Annotated in this window: 21 protein-coding genes and 1 tRNA gene; 7 read left to right on the top strand and 15 right to left on the bottom strand. The window is 64.0% G+C overall.

All coding sequences use genetic code 11. From position 1 onward, the window contains the following. Nucleotides 1–18 precede the first annotated feature (18 nt). Nucleotides 19–696 carry a queuosine precursor transporter gene (locus IRL76_RS10485; protein WP_200981291.1) on the top strand — a complete coding sequence of 226 codons (678 nt, stop codon included), beginning with the start codon at nt 19–21 and terminating at the stop codon, nt 694–696. On the opposite strand, the gene IRL76_RS10490 is transcribed toward IRL76_RS10485, so the two are convergent. Together IRL76_RS10490 and IRL76_RS10495 are read right to left on the bottom strand one after the other, a co-directional pair. After that, a complete protein-coding gene (locus IRL76_RS10490) occupies nt 693–1,667 on the bottom strand; it encodes a radical SAM protein (RefSeq protein WP_200981292.1) in 975 nt (324 codons plus the stop codon). The genes IRL76_RS10485 and IRL76_RS10490 overlap by 4 nt on opposite strands. After that, the gene (locus IRL76_RS10495) at nt 1,667–3,085 is read right to left on the bottom strand and encodes a dihydrolipoyl dehydrogenase family protein (protein WP_200981293.1); all 1,419 of its coding nucleotides are present in this window, start codon (nt 3,083–3,085) and stop codon (nt 1,667–1,669) included. The genes IRL76_RS10490 and IRL76_RS10495 overlap by 1 nt, the downstream gene beginning before the upstream one ends. 79 nt (nt 3,086–3,164) lie before the next feature. Between IRL76_RS10495 and IRL76_RS10500 the strand changes: the two genes are divergently transcribed. Beyond that, the gene (locus IRL76_RS10500) at nt 3,165–4,172 is read left to right on the top strand and encodes an SDR family oxidoreductase (RefSeq protein WP_281388137.1); all 1,008 of its coding nucleotides are present in this window, start codon (nt 3,165–3,167) and stop codon (nt 4,170–4,172) included. Here the strand turns inward: IRL76_RS10500 and IRL76_RS10505 are convergent. From IRL76_RS10505 to IRL76_RS10535, 7 genes are all read right to left on the bottom strand, one after another. Beyond that, nucleotides 4,169–4,891, bottom strand: a complete 723-nt coding sequence (locus IRL76_RS10505) for a glycosyltransferase (protein WP_200981294.1) — start codon at nt 4,889–4,891, stop codon at nt 4,169–4,171. The two genes, IRL76_RS10500 and IRL76_RS10505, sit on opposite strands and share 4 nt — an antisense overlap. Continuing rightward, a complete protein-coding gene (locus IRL76_RS10510) occupies nt 4,888–5,463 on the bottom strand; it encodes a TIGR04282 family arsenosugar biosynthesis glycosyltransferase (RefSeq protein ID WP_200981295.1) in 576 nt (191 codons plus the stop codon). Before IRL76_RS10510 ends, IRL76_RS10505 begins: the two co-directional genes overlap by 4 nt. Before the next feature lie 6 nt (nt 5,464–5,469). Beyond that, nucleotides 5,470–5,847, bottom strand: coding sequence for a hypothetical protein (locus IRL76_RS10515; protein ID WP_200981296.1), 378 nt, complete (start codon nt 5,845–5,847; stop codon nt 5,470–5,472). 73 nt (nt 5,848–5,920) lie between these two features. Then, nucleotides 5,921–7,258, bottom strand: coding sequence for an HlyD family type I secretion periplasmic adaptor subunit (locus IRL76_RS10520; RefSeq protein ID WP_246449691.1), 1,338 nt, complete (start codon nt 7,256–7,258; stop codon nt 5,921–5,923). Beyond that, nucleotides 7,258–9,015, bottom strand: a complete 1,758-nt coding sequence (locus IRL76_RS10525) for a type I secretion system permease/ATPase (RefSeq protein ID WP_200981297.1) — start codon at nt 9,013–9,015, stop codon at nt 7,258–7,260. Before IRL76_RS10525 ends, IRL76_RS10520 begins: the two co-directional genes overlap by 1 nt. Next, nucleotides 9,015–10,403, bottom strand: a complete 1,389-nt coding sequence (locus tag IRL76_RS10530) for a TolC family protein (RefSeq protein ID WP_200981298.1) — start codon at nt 10,401–10,403, stop codon at nt 9,015–9,017. Before IRL76_RS10530 ends, IRL76_RS10525 begins: the two co-directional genes overlap by 1 nt. 100 nt (nt 10,404–10,503) lie before the next feature. Continuing rightward, a tRNA-Lys gene (locus IRL76_RS10535) sits at nt 10,504–10,579 on the bottom strand. Nucleotides 10,580–10,703: 124 nt separating this feature from the next. On the opposite strand from IRL76_RS10535, the gene IRL76_RS10540 reads away from it, so the two are divergent. Further along, nucleotides 10,704–11,267 carry an LbetaH domain-containing protein gene (locus IRL76_RS10540; protein ID WP_246449694.1) on the top strand — a complete coding sequence of 188 codons (564 nt, stop codon included), beginning with the start codon at nt 10,704–10,706 and terminating at the stop codon, nt 11,265–11,267. Here IRL76_RS10540 and folK read toward each other — a convergent pair. Then, the gene (gene folK, locus IRL76_RS10545) at nt 11,233–11,718 is read right to left on the bottom strand and encodes a 2-amino-4-hydroxy-6-hydroxymethyldihydropteridine diphosphokinase (protein ID WP_200981300.1); all 486 of its coding nucleotides are present in this window, start codon (nt 11,716–11,718) and stop codon (nt 11,233–11,235) included. The genes IRL76_RS10540 and folK overlap by 35 nt on opposite strands. A gap of 55 nt (nt 11,719–11,773) precedes the next feature. Here folK and IRL76_RS10550 point away from each other — a divergent pair, with 55 nt between their 5' ends. Further along, entirely contained in the window at nt 11,774–13,189 is a 1,416-nt protein-coding gene (locus IRL76_RS10550) for a M20/M25/M40 family metallo-hydrolase (RefSeq protein ID WP_246449696.1), read from the top strand. Here the strand turns inward: IRL76_RS10550 and IRL76_RS10555 are convergent. From IRL76_RS10555 to IRL76_RS10570, 4 genes are all read right to left on the bottom strand, one after another. Then, nucleotides 13,186–13,608, bottom strand: coding sequence for a hypothetical protein (locus IRL76_RS10555; protein ID WP_200981302.1), 423 nt, complete (start codon nt 13,606–13,608; stop codon nt 13,186–13,188). The genes IRL76_RS10550 and IRL76_RS10555 overlap by 4 nt on opposite strands. Before the next feature lie 4 nt (nt 13,609–13,612). After that, on the bottom strand, nt 13,613–14,476 hold the full coding sequence (gene aguB / locus IRL76_RS10560; protein ID WP_200981303.1) for an N-carbamoylputrescine amidase: 864 nt from the start codon (nt 14,474–14,476) through the stop codon (nt 13,613–13,615). 10 nt (nt 14,477–14,486) lie between these two features. After that, a complete protein-coding gene (locus tag IRL76_RS10565) occupies nt 14,487–15,245 on the bottom strand; it encodes an SIMPL domain-containing protein (RefSeq protein ID WP_200981304.1) in 759 nt (252 codons plus the stop codon). 68 nt (nt 15,246–15,313) lie between these two features. Continuing rightward, entirely contained in the window at nt 15,314–16,147 is an 834-nt protein-coding gene (locus tag IRL76_RS10570) for a class I SAM-dependent methyltransferase (protein ID WP_246449698.1), read from the bottom strand. Between the two features lie 106 nt (nt 16,148–16,253). Here IRL76_RS10570 and msrA point away from each other — a divergent pair, with 106 nt between their 5' ends. The 3 genes from msrA (at nt 16,254) to IRL76_RS10585 (ending at nt 18,568) form a co-directional block, all read left to right on the top strand. After that, entirely contained in the window at nt 16,254–16,790 is a 537-nt protein-coding gene (gene msrA / locus IRL76_RS10575) for a peptide-methionine (S)-S-oxide reductase MsrA (protein ID WP_200984285.1), read from the top strand. Nucleotides 16,791–16,836: 46 nt separating this feature from the next. After that, the gene (locus IRL76_RS10580; RefSeq protein WP_200981305.1) at nt 16,837–17,667 is read left to right on the top strand and encodes a hypothetical protein; all 831 of its coding nucleotides are present in this window, start codon (nt 16,837–16,839) and stop codon (nt 17,665–17,667) included. A gap of 76 nt (nt 17,668–17,743) precedes the next feature. After that, the gene (locus IRL76_RS10585; RefSeq protein ID WP_200981306.1) at nt 17,744–18,568 is read left to right on the top strand and encodes a hypothetical protein; all 825 of its coding nucleotides are present in this window, start codon (nt 17,744–17,746) and stop codon (nt 18,566–18,568) included. A gap of 12 nt (nt 18,569–18,580) precedes the next feature. Here IRL76_RS10585 and IRL76_RS10590 read toward each other — a convergent pair whose 3' ends face one another. Beyond that, a complete protein-coding gene (locus IRL76_RS10590; protein ID WP_200981307.1) occupies nt 18,581–19,318 on the bottom strand; it encodes a hypothetical protein in 738 nt (245 codons plus the stop codon). Nucleotides 19,319–19,329 lie beyond the last annotated feature (11 nt).

Raw genomic sequence — 19,329 nt, forward strand, 5'->3', positions numbered from 1 at the left:
GCTTGTGAAGGACCCCGAATGACCGACGCCATCGCCAACGAGAAGCATATGGCCGCAGCCGCCATGCCGCGGGCCCTGTTCGTCTACACGCTTCTCTATGGCGGCATGACCGTGTTGGCGGGCGTCCTGGCGTTCAAGCAGGTGCGCCTTGTGCCGAGCGACCTGGCAGTCGAGGCGGGCATTTTCCCCTACCTGCTGCTGGTGGTGATCTCGAGCACCTTGGCCCAGCTTTACGGACAGGCGCGCGCCAACCTGCTGGTGATCTGGGGCTTCGTTCCGCTCGCCATCTCGGCCTTGCTTATCTTCCTCGTGCTTGGCCTGCCCGCCTCGCCCGACATGGATGCGACCCGGCTCGGCGCTTTCGAGACCGTGCTGTCGAGCACCCCGCGCATCATGGCGGCAGGCCCCGCGGCGTATGGCGTATCGCTGCTGCTCAACGTCTGGATCTTCGCGCGCCTGCGCGGCACGGGCGATGGCGGCGGCACCGCATCGCTGATGATCCGCGGCGCGATCGCATCGGCATTGAGCCAGGCGATCGATTCGGTGATCTTCATCACCCTCGCCTTCTACGGCGAGTTCCCGATCACCAATTTGCTGATCGGCCAGGTGATCGCCAAGGTCGTGCTCAGCATCGTCCTCGTGCCCTTCCTCATCACCGGCGGAGTGGCTTTCGCCCGCTGGCTGGACGCGCGCTAGGCCGAACAGCTCGCCCCGCCGAGGACGCAGAAACGCGCGCAATGCGGGTGGTTGAGGGCAATCTCGCCCGAAGCCTCCGCCAGCGTCGCACCCATGTCGAAGCCTGCCTCGTAGGGTAGCAGCGTGCAGGCGGCGACGCGCGGCGCACTTTCGCCCTTGCGGTGGACGACCATGCGACTGTTGGCGCACATGACCTCGGCAGGCGACTTGCCGAGGATGTCCCAGCATTCGGTCGTGATCTCGGCGATGTCCCGGGTTGCGTCCATTTCGGGGAACAGCACCAGCCGCGCCGGATCGCGGGCGTCGATGGCTATGCCCCGGTCGGCGAAGAGCTGCGCATATCCATCGCGGGCGGTTTGCTCATCCTCGTGGGGGAGAAGACGCCCGGCGACGGCAATCGAGAAGCCGTTTTGCGACAGCCAGCTTAAGCCTTCCATCGCCGGGTCCCAGCTGCGCAAGCCCCGCTCGGCCTCGTGCACGGGCTTGGTGTGATGGTCGAGGCTGACGCGCAGCGTGAGCCTGTCGCCATACGCCTGGTGCATTTCCAGCAAAGCTTCCTCGTGCCGCCGCATCGGACGCATGGCATTGGTCAGCACCAACACCTCGAACCCGCGCGACAGGGCCGCATCGAGCATCGGCAGGATTTCGGGGTTCATGAAGGGCTCGCCGCCCGTGAACCCTATCTCGCGCGGGCCGAAGCCGTGGGCCTCGTCAAGGAAGGGGGTCGCATCCGCGAGAGTCAGATAGACCAGCGCATCATTGGTTGGGCTGCTCTCGATATAGCAGGTCGCGCAGGCGAGATTGCACAGCGTCCCGGTATTGAGCCAGAGCGTGTCGAGACTGACCAGCGGCACCGTTGCGCGCGCCTCCCCCTTCGCGGTGACATGCGGATCGACGAACTTTTCGCGCGGGAGAGGCGGTGCCTCCACCGCGAAGGGCGAGGGTCCGACAGGCGCGTTGCGGCTCGCCATCAGGACAATGCCCGGCGCAGCCTTGCCACGAGTGCGGCGTATTTCTTGGGCAGGCCGCCGAATACGGTCTGCTCCCACGCGCTGAAGGCAGACGCCTTGGAAATCTCGCTGCGGGTCGGATAGGCGATGATCGCGCTGCCGAGCGCGAAGGTGCTGCTCTTGCCCGTGATCGACTGGGTGAAGGGCAGTAGCAGTTCGCCGGCATTCCTGCCGACGATGCTGACGCCGAGCACCTTCTTGCCCTTGAGCACCATCTTCATGTGGCCCCTGGTATACCCTTCCGCGACGGCGCGTTCGTTCTCGGAGAATTCCTCGCGCACGACTGTGATATTGTCGCCATGCGCCTTGCGGGCATCGGCCTCAGTCATGCCGATCTGCGCGACTTCCGGTTCGGTATAGGTGCACCAGGGAAGCGCCTTGTAGTCGACCTTGGTCGGCAGGCCGGTGACGATCTCGAGCGCGACGTTGGAGCCCTCGTATCCCGACACATGGGTCAGTCGTGGGCCCGCCCGGCAATCGCCGATCGCGTAAATGCCCTTCACCGAGGTGCGACGGCGGGCATCGACCCTGAAGCCGTTGCCGCCAAGGGCGATGCCCAGATCTTCCGCCCCGAAGCCCCTGACCCGTGCCCTGCGTCCTACGGCGAGCAGCAGGTGGGTGCCCGAGACTGTCTCACCGCCATCGGTATGGACCGTGACCTGTCCGGCTTCGCCTTCGACCTTCTTCGCCGCCCCGTGCACGAAGCGCACACCTTCGCCCTTCATCGTATCGACCACGACCGCCACCGATTCCGGATCGTCGCGGCCCATGAGGTCATGAGGCTCGATCACCGTCACTTCGCTTCCGAGACGGCGGAAGCTCTGCGCCATTTCCATGCCGATCACCCCGCCCCCGATGATGACGAGATGCCCCGGCAATTCGTCGATTTCGAACAGGTTCTCGTTGGTGAGGTAAGGAACATCGTGGATGCCCTCGATCGGCGGGACGACCGGTTCGGAGCCGGTCGCGATAACGATGCGCGGAGCATGCAGGGTCCGGCCCGCGACCTCGACCGACTGCCGCCCGGTCATCCGAGCATGGCCGAGCAGGACCTCGCAGCCCATTTCCTCGAAGGTCTCGACCGAATCGTGATGCTCGATCCCGGCGATGGCATCGCGGATATGGCCGCGCACGCCGGTCCAGTCGACCTGCGGAGCCGCCAGCGTAACTCCGAAGCGCTTCTCTTCGCGCGCTTCGGCAGCGCGCTTTGCCGCAGTGATCAGCGCCTTCGAGGGGACGCAGCCATTGTTGAGGCACTCGCCCCCCATCTTGTGGCCCTCGATCAGCGCTACCTTGAGGCCGAACAGCGCGCAGCCGCCCGCAGCGGTTAGCCCTGCGGCCCCGCCGCCGATCACGATTACGTCATGGGTGAATTTCATCGCCTTGCCCCGTAACCCGAAATCCCTAGGAAACGAAACGGGACTTCAACACCAAGAGGGTTTCGCCATTTCGAGGATACTGGTTACCGGTGCCGCGGGCCTGCTCGGCGGTGAGGTGTGCGCGCGGCTCGTCGCCCGTGGCCACAGCGTCACGGCGATGGTCCATCGCACGCCGGACATTCTTGCGAATGACGGGACGAAGGTTGCGGTTGGCGAGATCGTGCCGGGCGATGTGTCGCTGCCGCGAATGGGCTGGAGCGAGGACGAATTTGCCCGCATAGCTGCCGGACACGATCTCCTCATCCACTGCGCTGCGACCGTGCGGTTCGATCTCGATGAGGCCGACTATGCCGCGGTAAATGTCGGCGGCACGGCCAATGCCATCGCCCTCGCCGAAGCTGGGGGAATGGAATTCCTGCACGTATCCACCGCCTATGTGTGCGGCGATCGCAACGGCCCGATCAGGGAAGACGATCCGCTGCCCGAGAGCGGCTATGCCAACGGCTATGAGGCGAGCAAGGCCGCGGGCGAGCGGCTCGTTCGCAATAGCGGCCTGCCATGGGCCATTGCACGGCCTTCGGTCGTGGTCGGGGAACATGCCAGCGGCGCGATCAGGCAGTTCGACACCACCTATGCCGCATTCAAGCTGATTGCCGAGGGTCGGGTGCGCCACATGGCCGCAACTCCTGGGGCGACACTCGATTTCGTGCCGATCGACCATGTCGCGGGCGGCATCGTGGCTATCGCCGAAAACATGGACGAAGCGTCCGGCCGGACATTCCACCTCGTTGCGGGCAGAACACTGCCGATCGAGCGCTTCATTCACGCCATCGGCGCCTATCCGCAGTTCCACGAACCGGCGCTGGTCGAACCGGCGAGGTTCGATCCGGCGAGCCTGCCCGCGCTCGAACGCCGCCTCTACAAGCGGGTTGCTGGCCTTTACGCCGCCTACTTCCAGCGCGACCCCCAATTTGACGACAGTGCCTTTCGCGTACTTACCGGAAGTGCATGCCCTCCGACCGGCGAACCCTACATCCGGCGCCTGATCGACCATTGCATCGCAGTCGGTTTCCTCTCCGCCGCCTAGCGGATATCGGGATAGTTCTCCGCCATCCGGTGGCGCAGGCCGAGAGCCCACAGGATGCCGACCTTGAAATAGATCCAGTTGGCCTTGAGCGGACCCCATGCGGCGATCCTGCGGTCGGACGTAATCACCCAGCGCGGCACCATGCGGATCTTCCCGAGGCGTGCAAATTTCACGCACAGGTCCGCTTCCTCCATCACGGCATCGCCTGGCGTACAGCCCCCGATGGCGAGGAAATCCGCGCGGCGGAAGAACATGGCATGATCGCCGAATAGCAGCCTCACACCTCGGAAGAAGAGGTGCGGGCGGGTAATGAGCGGCGCGTACCAGGTCTTGATCCAGTTGTGTGCCGTTGTCCCCCACCGGGTCTTGTCCGGTCCACGGATGAGCGGGGTGAAACTTGCCAGCGCAATCCGCTTTTCGGCCAGCGTCGCCTCAATCACGGAGACCATGTCGAAAGGTGGCAGGCTGTCGGCGTGAACGACGCATACCAGCTCTCCCTGAGCCTCGGTCACGCCGCGGTTGATCTGCAGCGCCCGGCCCTTTTCGCACTCGACCACCCTCCAGCCCGCCGCCTGAGCCAGCTTGGTGGTTGAATCGGTGCTGCCGCCATCGACCAACACGATTTCCCGAGGGCGCGGATAAAGCTTGGCCAGGTGCGCGACTAGCACCGGGAGGGCCTTTGCCTCGTCGAGCGCCGGGATGACCAGGCTGACGCTCACTGGAGTTCCGGCCAGCTGGCGAGGTCTTCCGGCGTATCTATGTCAGCGAGCTCGGGAAGGATGGCAGGGCCGATGCCGCGCGCAGCAAGGCGTACAAGGGTCTCGGCGAAGACCGAAGGCGTGCTCCATGCCATGTTCTCGAACAGGAACGACACCGGTTCCCTGTGGCCGATGAGGTAGTATCCACCGTCGGTCGCTGGGCCCAGCACCACCGAACGTTCGACGAGGGCATCGGCTGCGGCACGCAGGACCGGTGCTGAAATTCCCGGGCAATCGCTGCCGATGATGATTGCCGGAGTCGGGACCCGGTCAAGCCTCTCGCCAAGATCGCCCTCGCCCTGTTCTACAAGGTCGAAATCATCGCCGAAGATCTGCCTGAAATCCGCAATTTCACCGCCGGTCACCCGCAGTTCGACCGGAAGGCCCGACGCACGAGCCTCCGCCAGCGTGTGGTCGAGCAAGCGCCGGTAGAGTTCTGCTGCGCCCGTTTCGCCCAATGCCGGGATCAGCCTTGTTTTCACCATTCCCGGCTGCGGCAGGCGCGCGAAGATGACGAGCCTCACCGCTTCCATGGTTCGTCAGGTGCTCTTGTCGGTCTTGCTTTGCGCGACCTGTGCCAGCGATCCACCGAAGTGGCGGAACGCGCTCTCGTTCAGCGTGGCATCGGAAATGTCGAGCGTAAGAGTGGCGACCTCCTGGCCATCGGCGTCGAGCAGCCGTCCATGCGCCTGTCGGTCCGAGACGATAGCGATGGCGATACCCATCGCGTCACTGCCGCCAGCACTACGGAATTCCTGGCGGACGACGGAGCAGATCGTATCGTGATCGAGCCCGGCAAGCGATGCACCATCCACAATACAACGATCGGGCGTCTCGTTCACGGCAATCCCTTCTCCTGCAGTGGTGGTGCAGCTGGCCAGCATCAGCGCCATCGCAATCGTCACACCCTGGCTCATCGCATCACCTTTCGCAGCAGGTTTTCCATCGGGCGGAAGCTTCGTGCAAGCCCCTTGAACCGTAGCTGACCGCCTATTCGCGCAAGGCCGTGTCGCGGAAACGCAGCAGCGGGGTGAGGATGTACTGAAGCACGGTGCGCTTGTCGCCGAGGAGGCTGACGTCAGCGACCATGCCCGGACCGATCGCAAGGTCACCCTTGTCCGACGGAAGCGCCTCGGCCTCGGTCCGTACGCGAACGAGGTAATAGACCTCGCCCCGCTTCTCGTCGACGATCGAGTCCGGGGAGATCGTCACGACCTTGCCTTCGAGCTTGCCGTAGACGGCCTGGTCGAAAGCCGTGATGCCGATGCGTGCCTGTTGTCCGATGCGAACCGTGCCGATGTCCTGCGGGCGGATCCTGACTTCGACGAGCAGCGTGTCGTCCGAAGGAGCGATCTCCACCAGCGGCTGGCCGGTCGAGACCGCACTGCCGCGCGTGTTGACCAGCACCCGGTTGACTGTGCCCGCGACAGGCGATCGCAATGTGGTCCGCGCGAGCCGTTCCTGCAGCGCCGGAATTGCCGCCGACCGTGATCCCAGCTCTGCCTGTGCAAGGGCGAGTTCGTTCGCCGCCTGCGCACGCCAGTCGCGCGCAACGCGGTCGAGATTGGCACCTGCCTCTGTAACCTGGGCCTGAGCCCGGCCAACGGCCGCGCGTGCGCCGGCCAGTTCGGCCTCCGCGCTCGCCGCCTGGCTTTCGGCCCGAACCAGCGACAGGCGCGGCTCGATCCCCTGCTCGACAAGGGGCCGCAAGAGATCGGCCTCCGAGCGCGCGGCCGAGGCGCGGCTGGCCACGGCATCGACCTGTCGCTCGGCCTCGGTGACCATCTGCCGCGAACGCGCCAGCTGTGCGCGCGAACTGGTGAGGGCACTCTGGAGGTCGGCCTGGCGCGAAGAATAGAGCGCCTGTTCGACCCGTAACTGCCGAGCGGCTTCTTCGTCTGCCGGAGCCGGAAAGCGTGGTGCACGGCCCGCAATTTCAGCCTCAAGCCTGGCAACTTTCATTTCCAGCGCACCTGCCGTCGCGGACGTGCTGCCAAGCGAGGAACCGGTTTCCGTGGGATCGAGACGAAGCAGCGGATCGTCCGCCTTCACGGCCTGCCCCGTCGTGACGAGGATTTCCTCCACCACGCCCCCTTCGAGACTGGAGATGACCTGCAACTCGCTGCTCGAAATGACACGCCCCATACCGCGCACGGTGCGGTCGACCTCGGCAAGCGATGCCCAGGCGAGGAAGATCACAAAGAAGCCGACGATGCCCCAGAACAGCCAGCGCGACGCGGTGCGCGGCTCGATCGCATTGACCATGCCCTCGAGGCGCCCCTCCGCATCGCCTTCGTGTTCGGCGAAAAGCTCCTCACGCTCGCTCACTAGCCCTTGACCTTCTGCGATATGACCGGTGTGCCGCGCGCTGCTCGGGCCAGCTTTGACAGGACCTCGTCGCGCGGACCGTCAGCCATGATCTTTCCGTCATCGACAACCACGAGGCGATCGACGAGAGTGAGCAAGGGCTGGCGATGCGTGACGACGATTAGCGTGCGCTTCGCAAATTCGTCCTTCAGCCGCGCGATCAGGTCGGCTTCGGTTTGTGCATCCATGGCACTGGTCGGTTCGTCCATGACGACGACCGGTGGCTTGCCAGCGAGGGCGCGGGCGATGGCGATCGATTGGCGCTGTCCGCCCGACAACCCCTCTCCCCGATCGACGAGGCGCAAATCGTACCCTCGCGGTATGCGGCTGGCGAAGGCGTCCGTACCCGAAAGGCGCGCTACGCGGAGCATTTCCTCGTCATCGACCGCATTGCGACCGAGAACGATATTCTCGCGAATGGTGCCGGAAAACAGCGCCGGTTCCTGCAGCACCGAAGCTACCGAATTTCGTAGCGATGCCGGGGCGAGCTGGGCAATATCGATCCCGTCGAACAGCACCATGCCTTCCTGCGGTGGGTAGAGGCCGAGGATCATGCGCGCGAGCGTGGACTTGCCTGAACCCACGCGACCGATCAGGCCGACTTTCTCACCGGGCGCGATCTTGAGGCTCACACCGTCGAGCGCCTTGTTCGTAGCGCCCGGGTACTGGAAAGCGACATTCCGTAATTCGATTTCGCCTCGCGGCTTATCGAGTTCGATAGCATCGGCACCGGGACCCTCGGGGGGGCGCTCCATCAAAGCCCGCACCTGACGATAGGCTGTGCGGGTGGCCGTGATGCGTGACACCAGTTGCGAGATTTGCGCCAGCGGCGCAATCGCCCTCCCCGCAAGGATCGAGCAGGCGATAAGCCCACCCATGGTTAGGCGATTGTCCGCGAGCGAGAAAACGCCGACAATGACGACGCCGGCATACGAAATCGTGCCTGCCGAGGTTGCGAAGGTCGTACCGATTGCCGCAATGAGGCGCTGCTTGAGCGAGACCGCCGCATGGCCTTCGACCGCCTTGCGCCAACGTTCTTCAAAAAGCTGACGCGCCCCTGCGGTCTTCACCGCCTCGATACTGCCGATCGTTTCAACGAGGACCGACTGCTTGTGCAAGCCTTCGTCCATGGCCTTGGCCGAAAGCCGCTGCAGCGCGGGGTGCGCACCCCAGCCGACAAGGATGACAAGAGGGACTATCAGAGCCGGAACCAGCACGACCCAGCCCCCGATAATCGCGATGACGACCAGGGTGATGATGATGAACGGCACATCGACCACCGCGGCCAGGGTCGCCGAAGCGAAGAAGTCGCGCATGGTTTCCAGTTCGCGCATCAGGCCAGTCAACTGGCCGGTCGAACCCTTGCGCAATTCGAGCCGCATCTCGATCAGGCGCCCGAACACGGTCTCGCCGATTTCCCGGTCGATATTCATGCCCGCATGATCGACGAAGTAGGCGCGCAGCAATTTCAGCGCGAAGTCGAAGACGATGATGATGCCGAGACCGATCGACAGGGCCGCCAGCGATCCGAAGGCGTTGTTCGGCACCACGCGGTCGTACACGGTCATCGTGAACAGCGACGACACCAGTGCGAAAATATTGATCAGTGTCGCGGCGATGACGACCTTGGAATAGGTCCGCCAATTGGCGCGGATCGGCTCGACCAGCCAGTCGGCCAGCCGCTTGCCCGGCACTTCGACGAGCGGTTCGGCGCTCATTACTCGGCATTCCCCCCTTCGCGCTCGAACAGGTCGAGCAGCCTGCCGGTTCTTGCCAGCAGGAGATAGCGAGCCGCATCGAGCTCGGTCAGGCCCTCGATATAGGCGACCGCCGCGCCAAGATAGGCGCTTTGTGCTTCCGATACGTCGAACAGCGACCCGCGCAGCGCGGCGAACCGACGGAACACGACGTCCCGGGTTTGCCGGGCGGAACGATAGGAAGCCTCGAGTGCCACGAGCTGCTTCTCCAGAGCATCGACGTCGGCCCAGACGACCGCGGCATCGCGCTCGCTCTCCTGCTTCACCCGATCGGCAGTCGCTGTCGCGGCATCCGCCCGCGCCTGCGCCTGGTCGATGCGGGCACGCCCGCCTCCGCCGAAGAGGCGGTAACGCAGGTTGAGACTCGCACGGACGTCGTAATCTTCGCGATCCTCGAATACGCCATAGCGACCCGCGTCAATACGCGCAGCGACGCGTGGCGCCTGGCTCGCGCGCGAGTTGTTGACGTCGATCCTTGCGGCCTGCGCCAGCGCCTCGGCGCTCTGGACCTCTGGCGCGTCAGCCGCGGCAGCGACCACGAAATCGCGACTGAACCGCCCGGCCTCGAGCAAGGGTGCACGCCGCAGGAGCGGGGGGGGCTCCATCCCGGTCAGCTCCCGAAAGCGCGCCTCGGCACTGGCGAGACGGCGCTGGAACTGGGCAAGCCGGATCTCGCCGTCGGCACGCAGCGAAGCGACACGGGCCTTTTCGCTGGGTGCCGAAGCCCCCTGTGCAATCCGGTTGTCGACGGCCTTCTCGATGTCGTCCTGTGCCGCGACGAAACCTTCCGCGAGGCGGGTCAGCGACTGGTAGGCAAAGACGGAATACCACGTGGTGACAACCTGCGTTACGATCTGTGTGGCGGCAGCATCCCGGTCGTGGCCGGCGGCCTTCAGGCGCGCTTCGGCCGCTGCAATCGCGGCATTGATCGCGCCGAAATCGAACACCGTGTACTCGACTTCGGCAAGGGCATCGGTGCGCTTGCTCGGTCGCGATCGTTCGAGGAGGTTGAAGGGATCATTGCTGAAATCACGTGCAATCGTGCGAAAGGAATTCACCGAAAGGTCGACCCGCGGTTCGTATCCCGACTTGGCTTCGGCCACCTGTGCCTCGGCAAGGTTGATGCGCGCCTCGGCTTCGCGCCGCACGGCGTTTTCCTGGAGTGCCGCGGCTACGATCCTGCGAAATTCGTCAACGTCCGCGGCACCTTGCGCAAGGTTGAGGATCGGATCGCTCGCGAAGTCGATTGCCAGCGGGCTGCCTTCTGGCTCAGGCAGGTCTGTCGCCTCCTGCGAAGCGGGCAGTACGCTTTCCTGGGCCTGTGCGAAAGCAGGGCTGCAAGCGCACAAATACGCTGCAACTACAAAGCAATAAGGCGATTGCTGGATGCGAACCCTGGAAACCACCACAACCCTCTAGCAGTCCGGGCAAGATTCGACAGATAATTCGTGGTGAGCCCTGCTGGGTTCGAACCAGCGACCTACTGATTAAAAGTCAGTTGCTCTACCGACTGAGCTAAGGGCCCGACCACGCGAGCGCCACTAGGCAGATGGCAGGGGATGGTCAAGCGGTCTGACCTTGTTGTTAACCCGCTGGGCCTATAGATTCCGGGTATGAAAACAACAAATGTCGCGCAATTCTGGAAACCCTTGGACGCAAGGGAATCCGCCAGTCGCACGGGTGGGCCTTCCTTCACCCTCGGCAACCGGCTCATGCGCGTCTTCTGGCGGACGAGCTGGCTGGTGCTGGCACGATGGACACCTCCCCCACTGCATGCGTGGCGCGCCTTCCTTCTACGCTCGTTCGGAGCGGTGATCGGAGAAAACTGCCGCGTCCATGCCAGCGTCAACATATGGCTGCCGGCTAACCTCACACTCAAGGACAATGTCCTGATTGGCCCCGGCGCGATCATCTATAACCAAGGTTACATCACGATCGGCAACGACACGGTCGTGTCGCAGCGTGCGCATCTTTGCGCCAGCACGCACGACGTGAACGATCCCGAGTTCCAGTTGATCTTGCGCCCTGTCGACCTCGGCAATCGCTGCTGGGTGGCTGCAGAGGCATTCGTCGGCCCGGGAGTGGCAATGAGCGACGGTTCGGTGCTCGCGGCACGCGGAGCGTTGTTCGAAGATACCGACCCTTGGACGATCTATCGTGGCAACCCTGCAGCGCCCTTCAAGCGCCGCGAAAGGCGAGCTGGCGGAGCGTAAGACCCGTCACCGGGTCCTTCCATCCCGGCGCTACTTCCGCTGCGGGCCGTATTACGAATGGCCTTGTCCTGAAGTGCGGATGCGGGATGGCAAGTTCGGGTGATACCCAGATCCCTCCGCTCCACAGGACGAGGTCGAGGTCGAGCGGTCTGGCACGCCAGCGAAGCCCGCGATGCCGCCTGCCGAAGGCCGCTTCGATTTCCTTGAAACGGTGCAGGACCTGAGGCGGGTCAAGCTGCGTGTACACGATCGCCGCCGCATTGGCATAGTTGCGCGAGGCAGGACCAACGGGGCGGGTCTCGATCACCCGCGATACCGCCGCCACATCCAGTCCCAGCTCGGCCACCGCGTCAACTGCATGGATGATGACGGCACGCGGATTGCCGATGCCCGGCACCCGCATGTTGGATCCGATCCCGATGAGGTAACAATGCTCGCTTGCCTCGACCATTCCCTCGCCCTAGCGTCCGCGCACCCACAGGGGAACAGGGAGAGAGTGGATGCGGATGAAGGCGATACTGCTGGCGGGTGCGCTGGCCATGGCAGGACAGGCATCGGCTCAGGACACCGCTAGCGCAAAGCTGACCGAACACCAGCAGCGCGTCCATGACATCTATCGCGACATCATCGCTTTCCGGACCTCGCGCGGCAATGGCCAGGTCGACGACATGGTCGCCTACCTCTCCAAGCAGTTCCTCGATGCGGGCTTCTCCAAGGATGACATCATGGTCACCGACTATGATGCCAATGGCGACCCGACGCAGGGGTTGATCGTTCGATACAGCGCCAAGGGCAAGGCGAAGGCCAAGCCGATCGTAATGCTGGCGCACATGGACGTGGTCGATGCGCGGCCCGAAGACTGGGTGCGCAACCCGTTCGAACTGACCGAGGCAGACGGCTATTTCTATGGCCGGGGCACGACCGACAACAAGTATGGCGTCGCCAATCTCAGCGGGACATTCATCCGGCTGAAGAAGGAAGGCTGGACGCCGAAGCGGGACCTCTACCTGGTCTTCTCTGGCGACGAGGAAAGCGGGATGATCTCGACCCGCGCACAGGCGAAGTGGGTGGCGGAGAACGTCGATCCCGAATTCATCCTCAACTCCGATGCGGGCGGGATCGGATTGTCGGACGACTTCGCGCCACTCGCGCAACTGGTGCAGGCCGGGGAGAAGACCTTCGTCTCGTTCCATCTCGTCGCGACCAACAAGGGCGGTCACTCCTCGCGTCCGCGCAAGGACAATGCGCTGTACGACATGTCGCGTGCCCTGCTGGCGATCGAGAATTACAGCTTCCCGGTTCGCGCGACCGAACTGACCCGCAGCTATCTCGGATCGCTCGGCCAGAGGATTCCCGGCGAGGCCGGAGCGGCCTTGCAGGCTTTCGCCAAGGACCCGACCGACGCAAAGGCCATAGCCGCCCTGCGCGCCAGCCCCGAATTTGTCGGCACGCTTGGCACCACCTGCGTCGCCACGATGATCGATGGCGGACACGCCGAGAACGCGCTGCCGCAGAAGGTTACGGCGACGGTAAATTGCCGTGTCTTCCCGGGTGAAGGCGTGGCGGCAACCAAAGCTACCCTGGAAAAGGTTGTCGCCAATCCCGACATCAAGTTCGAGACCATGGGCGACCCGGTCGAGGGTCCGGACAGCAAGTTGCGTGACGATGTTCGCAAGGCAATCGAGGTCTCGCTGGCGAAGCGCTACGGCAAGGCGATACCCATCGTCCCCTACATGGAATCGGGTGGGACCGACGGGATGCATTACCGGCGCCTGGGCTACGACACGGTGGCGATCAGCGCCGCTGCCAGCAGGCCGCAGGACATGTATGCCCATGGGCTGGACGAGCGGCTCCTGGTCAAGTCGTTCTATGACGGGCTCGACCACTGGTACTGGATCCTGAAGGAACTGGCCGGGCGCTAATCCGCGGGAAAGACCTCGTTCTGTGCATGACGGGCCAAAAATTCGCCAAGCGTGAGCTCACGCCGACGGCGGAAGAAACCGCGTGTCGTAACCGTGAAGGGCACAATGATGTTGCTCGCGTAGTTCGGCGCGCGCAGGTGGACTTCCACCTGGCTGTTGCCGGACTCATGGCAGGCGATGGCCGCACCGCGGATGAGACCTTCCTCGCCTCTCTGGCGCAGGACATCGAACATGCGGGCAACTGCGTCGCCCTCGACCGCGCCGGTTTCGAGCATGGCAATCGCCTGGACCGTGCCGTCTGCGCGCAGTTCGAAGATCAGCGGGAAGAAATGGCCGTCCTTCTCGAGGCGGGCGACCGCCGCTTCCAGTGCGGCAGAGAAGAGCCGGTCGAGTTCGCCCTGGCCGATCCCCCCGCCCACAGGCTCAGATGTCCTCGCTGATCCGGCCGTAAAGCTGCGGGCGCCGGTCGCGGAAGAAACCCATGCCCGCGCGGTGCTTCTTCGCCCGGTCGAGATCGAGCGTCGCCACCAGCACGCCGATTTCCTCAGCGCCGAATTCTTCCACCAGATCGCCCCATTCGTCCGAGATGAAGCTGTGTCCGTAGAAGCTCTGGGCGCGGTCGGCGGGACCTTCGTGCCCGATGCGGTTGGATGCGGCCACCGGCATGCAGTTCGACACCGCGTGGCCGATCATCGCCCGGCGCCACATGCGGCTGGTGTCGAGATCGGCGTCATAGGGTTCGGACCCGATTGCCGTGGGATAGAGCAACACTTCGGCGCCCTTCAATGCCATGACGCGCGCGCATTCCGGGTACCACTGGTCCCAGCAGATGCCGACGCCGATGCGCGCTCCGAACACGTCCCACACTTTGAACCCGTCATTGCCCGGGCGGAAATAGTACTTTTCCTCGTAGCCCGGGCCATCGGGGATATGGCTCTTGCGATAGGTGCCCATGATCTCGCCATCGGGGCCGATCATGGCGAGCGTGTTGTAATAGTGGTGCCCGTCGCGCTCGAAGAAGCTGGTCGGGATGGCGACGCCATGCTTGCGCGCAAGTTCGCGCATCGCCGCGACGCTCGGGTCATCGGCGGTCGGATGGGCACGGGCGAACAGTGCCTCGTCCTCTTCGCGGCAGAAGTAGTCGCCGGCGAATAGTTCGGGCGGCAGGATCACCTGCGCACCCTTGCCCGCAGCCTCTTCGACTAGCGCGGAGACGGCAGCGATATTGTCCGCCGCATCGGGCCGAGCGAGCGGGAGCTGGAGGACGGCGAGGGTCAGTTCTCTCATGTCGCCCGCACTATTTCTCCCGGAGGGCGAAGTCCACCTGGATATAGACACTGCTCCGCGTCGTGCCGACCATCATGCCGGGATTGGCGGTGCGCATGACCGGCGGCGGCGGAGCCACGGGCGGCGGCGGTGCGGCCTGCTCGACCTGGATCGCCATCGCATCCGCGCCGCGCAGCCATGTGTCGCCCTGCTGCCCTCCGGCATCGCGGATGTAGAGCACCCGGCTCACCTCCATCCCTGCCGCCTCGGCATAGGCCTCGGCCCGCTTGCGCGCCGCCTTGTACGCGTCGGCATAGGCAAGGTTGGCGGTCGCTTCGGGATCGGTCATCGAGAGGTTCGGACCGGAAACGATATTGGCCCCTGCCTCGGTCACCGCGGTGACGGCATCGCCAACCTTCCCGGGATCGCGCATCGTCACCGACACGACATTACCCGCCTGGAACTGGCCCTTGCGATCACCCCAGTCGATCCGCTGGACGCTCACGGCGCGGGTCTGGATGTCCTTTTCCGCGATCCCGAGCTTCTGCAGGGCCGCGACGATCTCCGCGATCTTCTCGCCGTTCGCCTTGCTCGCATCCCGTGCAGAGCGCGCCCAGGTCTGGATGCCCGCGTCGAACTGCGCGCGGTCTGGAGTGCTTTCCGCCTGCCCGCTGGCACTGACCGATAAGAGCGTCTCCCCATGGTCCACGCCGCGGGTCTCGTCGGCGCGGTCGGAGCAGGCGGCCAGCACCAGCGGCAGCGCGGTGATCAGGCAAGTCTTGCGAATCATGTGACATTCTCCCCAAATGAGATAATGTCACATGACTTACGGTCGCGACCTTAACGCCGCCTGACGGTTCAGCGCTTGCGGAAGAGCAGCGTCATCCGGTCGCTTTCGCCAAGGTTCTTGAGCTCCTCTTTCTTGCTGCCCCAGACGGGCGGCATTTCCCACACGCCACGTTCGTGATTGGCGGGGTCGGCGGGATTGGCATTGATGTCGCTCATCCCGACCAGTTCGAAACCGTGCGCCTCGACAAGTCCGATGACGTCCTTCTGCCGCAGGTAGCCCTTGCTGCCGTCGGTGTAGTCGCCACTGGCGTCATCCTTGGCGCGGTGCTGGACGATGCCGAGCATGCCGTCGCTCCTGAGCAGCGAGCGGATGCGGGTGAGTTCCTGGTGCATCACGCCATTGCGCAGCAGATTGTGCATTTCGCGGAAGATCAGCACGCGATCGACCGTGCCCTTCATGTCGTCGGTGATCTCGTTCGAGTTCATCACAGAGACGGGGGCGCCAGTAAGATTCCAGCCGGGTGAAACTTCCTTGAAGCGCGGGGTCAGCTTGGCAGCGTAATCGACCCAGCCGGTGTTGTTCGCGGTCGAGCCATCAGGATTGAGGCCGATGTAACGCCCCGAAGTGCCGAGGTAGGGCACCAGGACCCGCGTGTACCAGCCGCTCGCGGGCATGTAGTCGACCACTGTCATGCCCGGTTCGACCTGGAAGAAAGACAGCGTTTCCGCAGGATGGCGATACTGGTCGCGCGCCTTGTCGTCCTTGCGCGCGTCCGATGCCAAAGCCATCATCAGCGCGTGGTGCGACGGGCTGTGGGCGGCATGTTCCGCCGTCATGTGGTGGTCGGCAGCAGCAGGTGCTGCGAGGGCCATGGCAGCGGCAGCCGCCAGCAAGTATCGCATCAGGTCTCTCCTTCGTACTCCCCCGCGCGCCTACTGCCCATGCAGTGGACGGATGACAAGTCGAAGTCCGCTTCCTATCTGGCGCGCGAAGGAGATTTTCATGGCTATGGAACAGGCGATCGTCGCGGGCGGATGCTTCTGGTGCACCGAAGCGGTGATGAAGGACGTGATCGGCGTGACCGAGGTTGAGAGCGGCTACATCGGCGGCAACGCCGCGCACCCGACCTACAAGGAGGTCTGCAGCGGCGCGACCGGCCATGCCGAGGCCGTGCGCGTGACCTATGATGCCGACCAGCTGTCCTTTGCCGACCTCCTCGATGTGTTCATGGGCACGCACGACCCCAGCCAGCTCAATCGCCAGGGCAATGACGTCGGCACCCAGTATCGCAGCGCGATCTTCCCGCTCGACGACGACCAGCGCGCCGAGGCCGAGGCGGCCATCGCCCGCTGGGATGCCGAACACGCAGGCCAGAAAGCGGTGACGACCATCGAGGGTCCGGCCGAATGGTATCCGGCGGAAGACTACCACCAGGAATATTGGGAGGGCGAAGGGCAGCGCAATCCGTACTGCCTCGCGGTCATTCCGCCCAAGCTGATGAAGCTGCGCAAGAGCTTCCAGAAGTACCTCAAGACCGAGGCCTGAAGCGTAGCGGATTGTCGGACGGGCGAAGCTCTGCAATCCTGCACGAATGCAGGGTTCGAAGACCAGCGCCTATACGCATGACCATGTCGTCCGCGCCGACGGCAGCGTGGCCTTCGCCTGTTCGCAGGACGGCGAGCGCTGGCCGTGGTCGCTGCTCCATCCGCACCACCCGGGCGCGATCCAGGCACTGAGTTATTGGGTCAGTGTCGAAAGCGCGATGGCGCTGGGCAAATGGGATCCGGAAAAGTGGTCGGCGCTGACCTGGACGCGCTGGGAATGCGGCGACCCCGATGTCGGCCGGATTGCCCACGGCACTTACGAGCGCAGCACCATCGAGGGGAAGGAGAGCTTCTCGATCCACCTCTACGATGCTGACGACAGGCTCATCTGCCGACTGGACGGGCGCGGCGTGGTTTTCCGCACCCGAGATTTCGAGAAGTGGCGCCAGCCGGACAAGGAAGCGGCGCCCAAGGCACTGTCGGACACTTTTGCCTTCGCGGACGAACGCCTGCTCGGCATCGCACCCGGCGAGCGGCCCTTCCTCTCCCCGCTGAACGGACGCGTCGCGATCGCACTGATCGACCGCGCCAACGGCATGCCTCCGGGCCATCCCTGGCTCGACGGATCGGGTGACCACGTGAACTCCGCCCACCTTGCCGAAGCAGCACGCCAGTTTGCCAGCCTGGTGAATGAAGGACAGGCGCTCCGTGTCGTGTGGGCGGAAATGGCCTTCCGCCATTACGTCGAATTGGGCAGCCCTTTCGAAATCTCGAGAATCGATGGAGCGGATTCTGACGAGATCGCCATGCAGGTCACGCAGGCGGGGCACGATTGCACTTCCATCCGATATCGGTTCGAAACCGCCTTACCGGCATGATTCCCTTCGCGCCCGACGTATGGTAGGTGCCGCAAAACGATAGTCAGTGGTCGCGGCAAATGGGGAGGGGAAACTCATGCCGTATCGCTACGGACACTATTTCGTTGGTTTCGTGCTGGCCATTACCTTGGCGGGGTTCTGGGCCAGCTATTTTGCCATGGCCGAACCCATGCCGGCGGCGTTCCACATTCACGCCGTGACGGCGCTGGCCTGGCTTGCCTTCCTTGTCGTCCAGAGCGTCGCCATTCACCGGAAGCACAATGCCTTGCACCGGACCCTGGGACAGGCGAGCTTTCTTCTGTTTCCCTTGCTGATGGTCGGGTTCGTAGCGATCATCAACTTGTCGGCGGCGAGATATGTCGCAGCCGAGAGCGACTTCATCATGGTCGCAGGACCATCCTTCGGCATCGGCATGGTCATCGCACTCGCAGCGTATCTCACCCTTTTCTACAACGCTCTCAAGCACCGCAGGAAAATCAAGCTCCATGCGGGATATTTGCTGGCAACCCCGCTCATCCTGTTCGAATCTCCCTTCAGCCGGGTCATCGACCGGTTCATTCCCTGGCTCAACGTGATCGGTAGCGAAGGTCCACGCGCTGTCATGGACACTATCCTCATCAGCGATGTCCTGGTCGCCGCCTTTGCCTTCGCGCTCTATCTTCGCGACCGCGCCAATGGGGCGCCTTGGCTGGTGACGATCTTCTTCGTCCTGCTCCAGGCGGTCATCATGTGGTTCGCACCTGACATGCCGTTCCTGGGCCCATTGTTCGAAGCTTATGGCCGGATACCGGGCAGCGTGACGATGGCAGCAGGTGCCTTGGCCGGCATCGCCGTCACCTACTTTGGCTGGGTCGCGGGTTCGCGTCCGAAGTCCAATCCTGCGGTGGCAGGTGCCGGCTAGGCAGACGGGGGACTAGGCTCCCAGCAGGAGCGGATCGAAGATGGCCGGAGCGACCGAGCGCCACCACTCGCCATAGGCGATGAAGGGGCTCGCCACATGCAGCGGCACAAGGGCGGCGGCGGTCCACCAAGTGGCCGGGTGGATCTTGCCGATCACACGCCTGTCATGCAGGGCGAGGACGACCAGCAAGGCGTCGAATCCGTAGGTTATCAGGTCGGGCCAGGGCGCCGCGAAGGGCAACTGCAGGGTCCAGCGGCTGAAAGCGGGAGAGAGAAGCGAAAGCGCCGCACCAAAGATAAAGCGGCGATGCCATTCGCGATGCCGCGTCACCGTCGCGATCGCAGCAACCATGAGGCCCGAGAACAGCAATATGTCGATCAGGTTGAAGAAGGCGAAGTCATAGGGCGTCTGATTGCCCTCGCCAATGCGCCGCGCGATGGCCTCGGCCGCGGTGATCATCCCCATCGGCAGCATCAGGGCGGATATGGCTATGCCTGCCAGCCCGATCTCGCGGTGCCGCGCGACCTTGCCCTGTGCCACGAGGTGTGACTGCCAGGCAAATAGTGCAGCCCATGAAAAGAAGATCGCCCCGTGGACATGGACAATCGGAGCAAACTGCTTGCTGCCGGTGGACACGGGAATGAAATAGGTCAGCGGGAAGCTGGCCAGGATCAGGACCAGGATCACCAGGCTCCAGTTGGCATAGAAACGGTCGCGCACGACCCCGGTAGTTTCGCCGTTACCCCGCATGCCTCATCCCC

The sequence above is a fragment of the Qipengyuania soli genome, from assembly GCF_015529805.1.
GTDB classification, from domain to species: Bacteria; Pseudomonadota; Alphaproteobacteria; order Sphingomonadales; family Sphingomonadaceae; genus Qipengyuania; species Qipengyuania soli.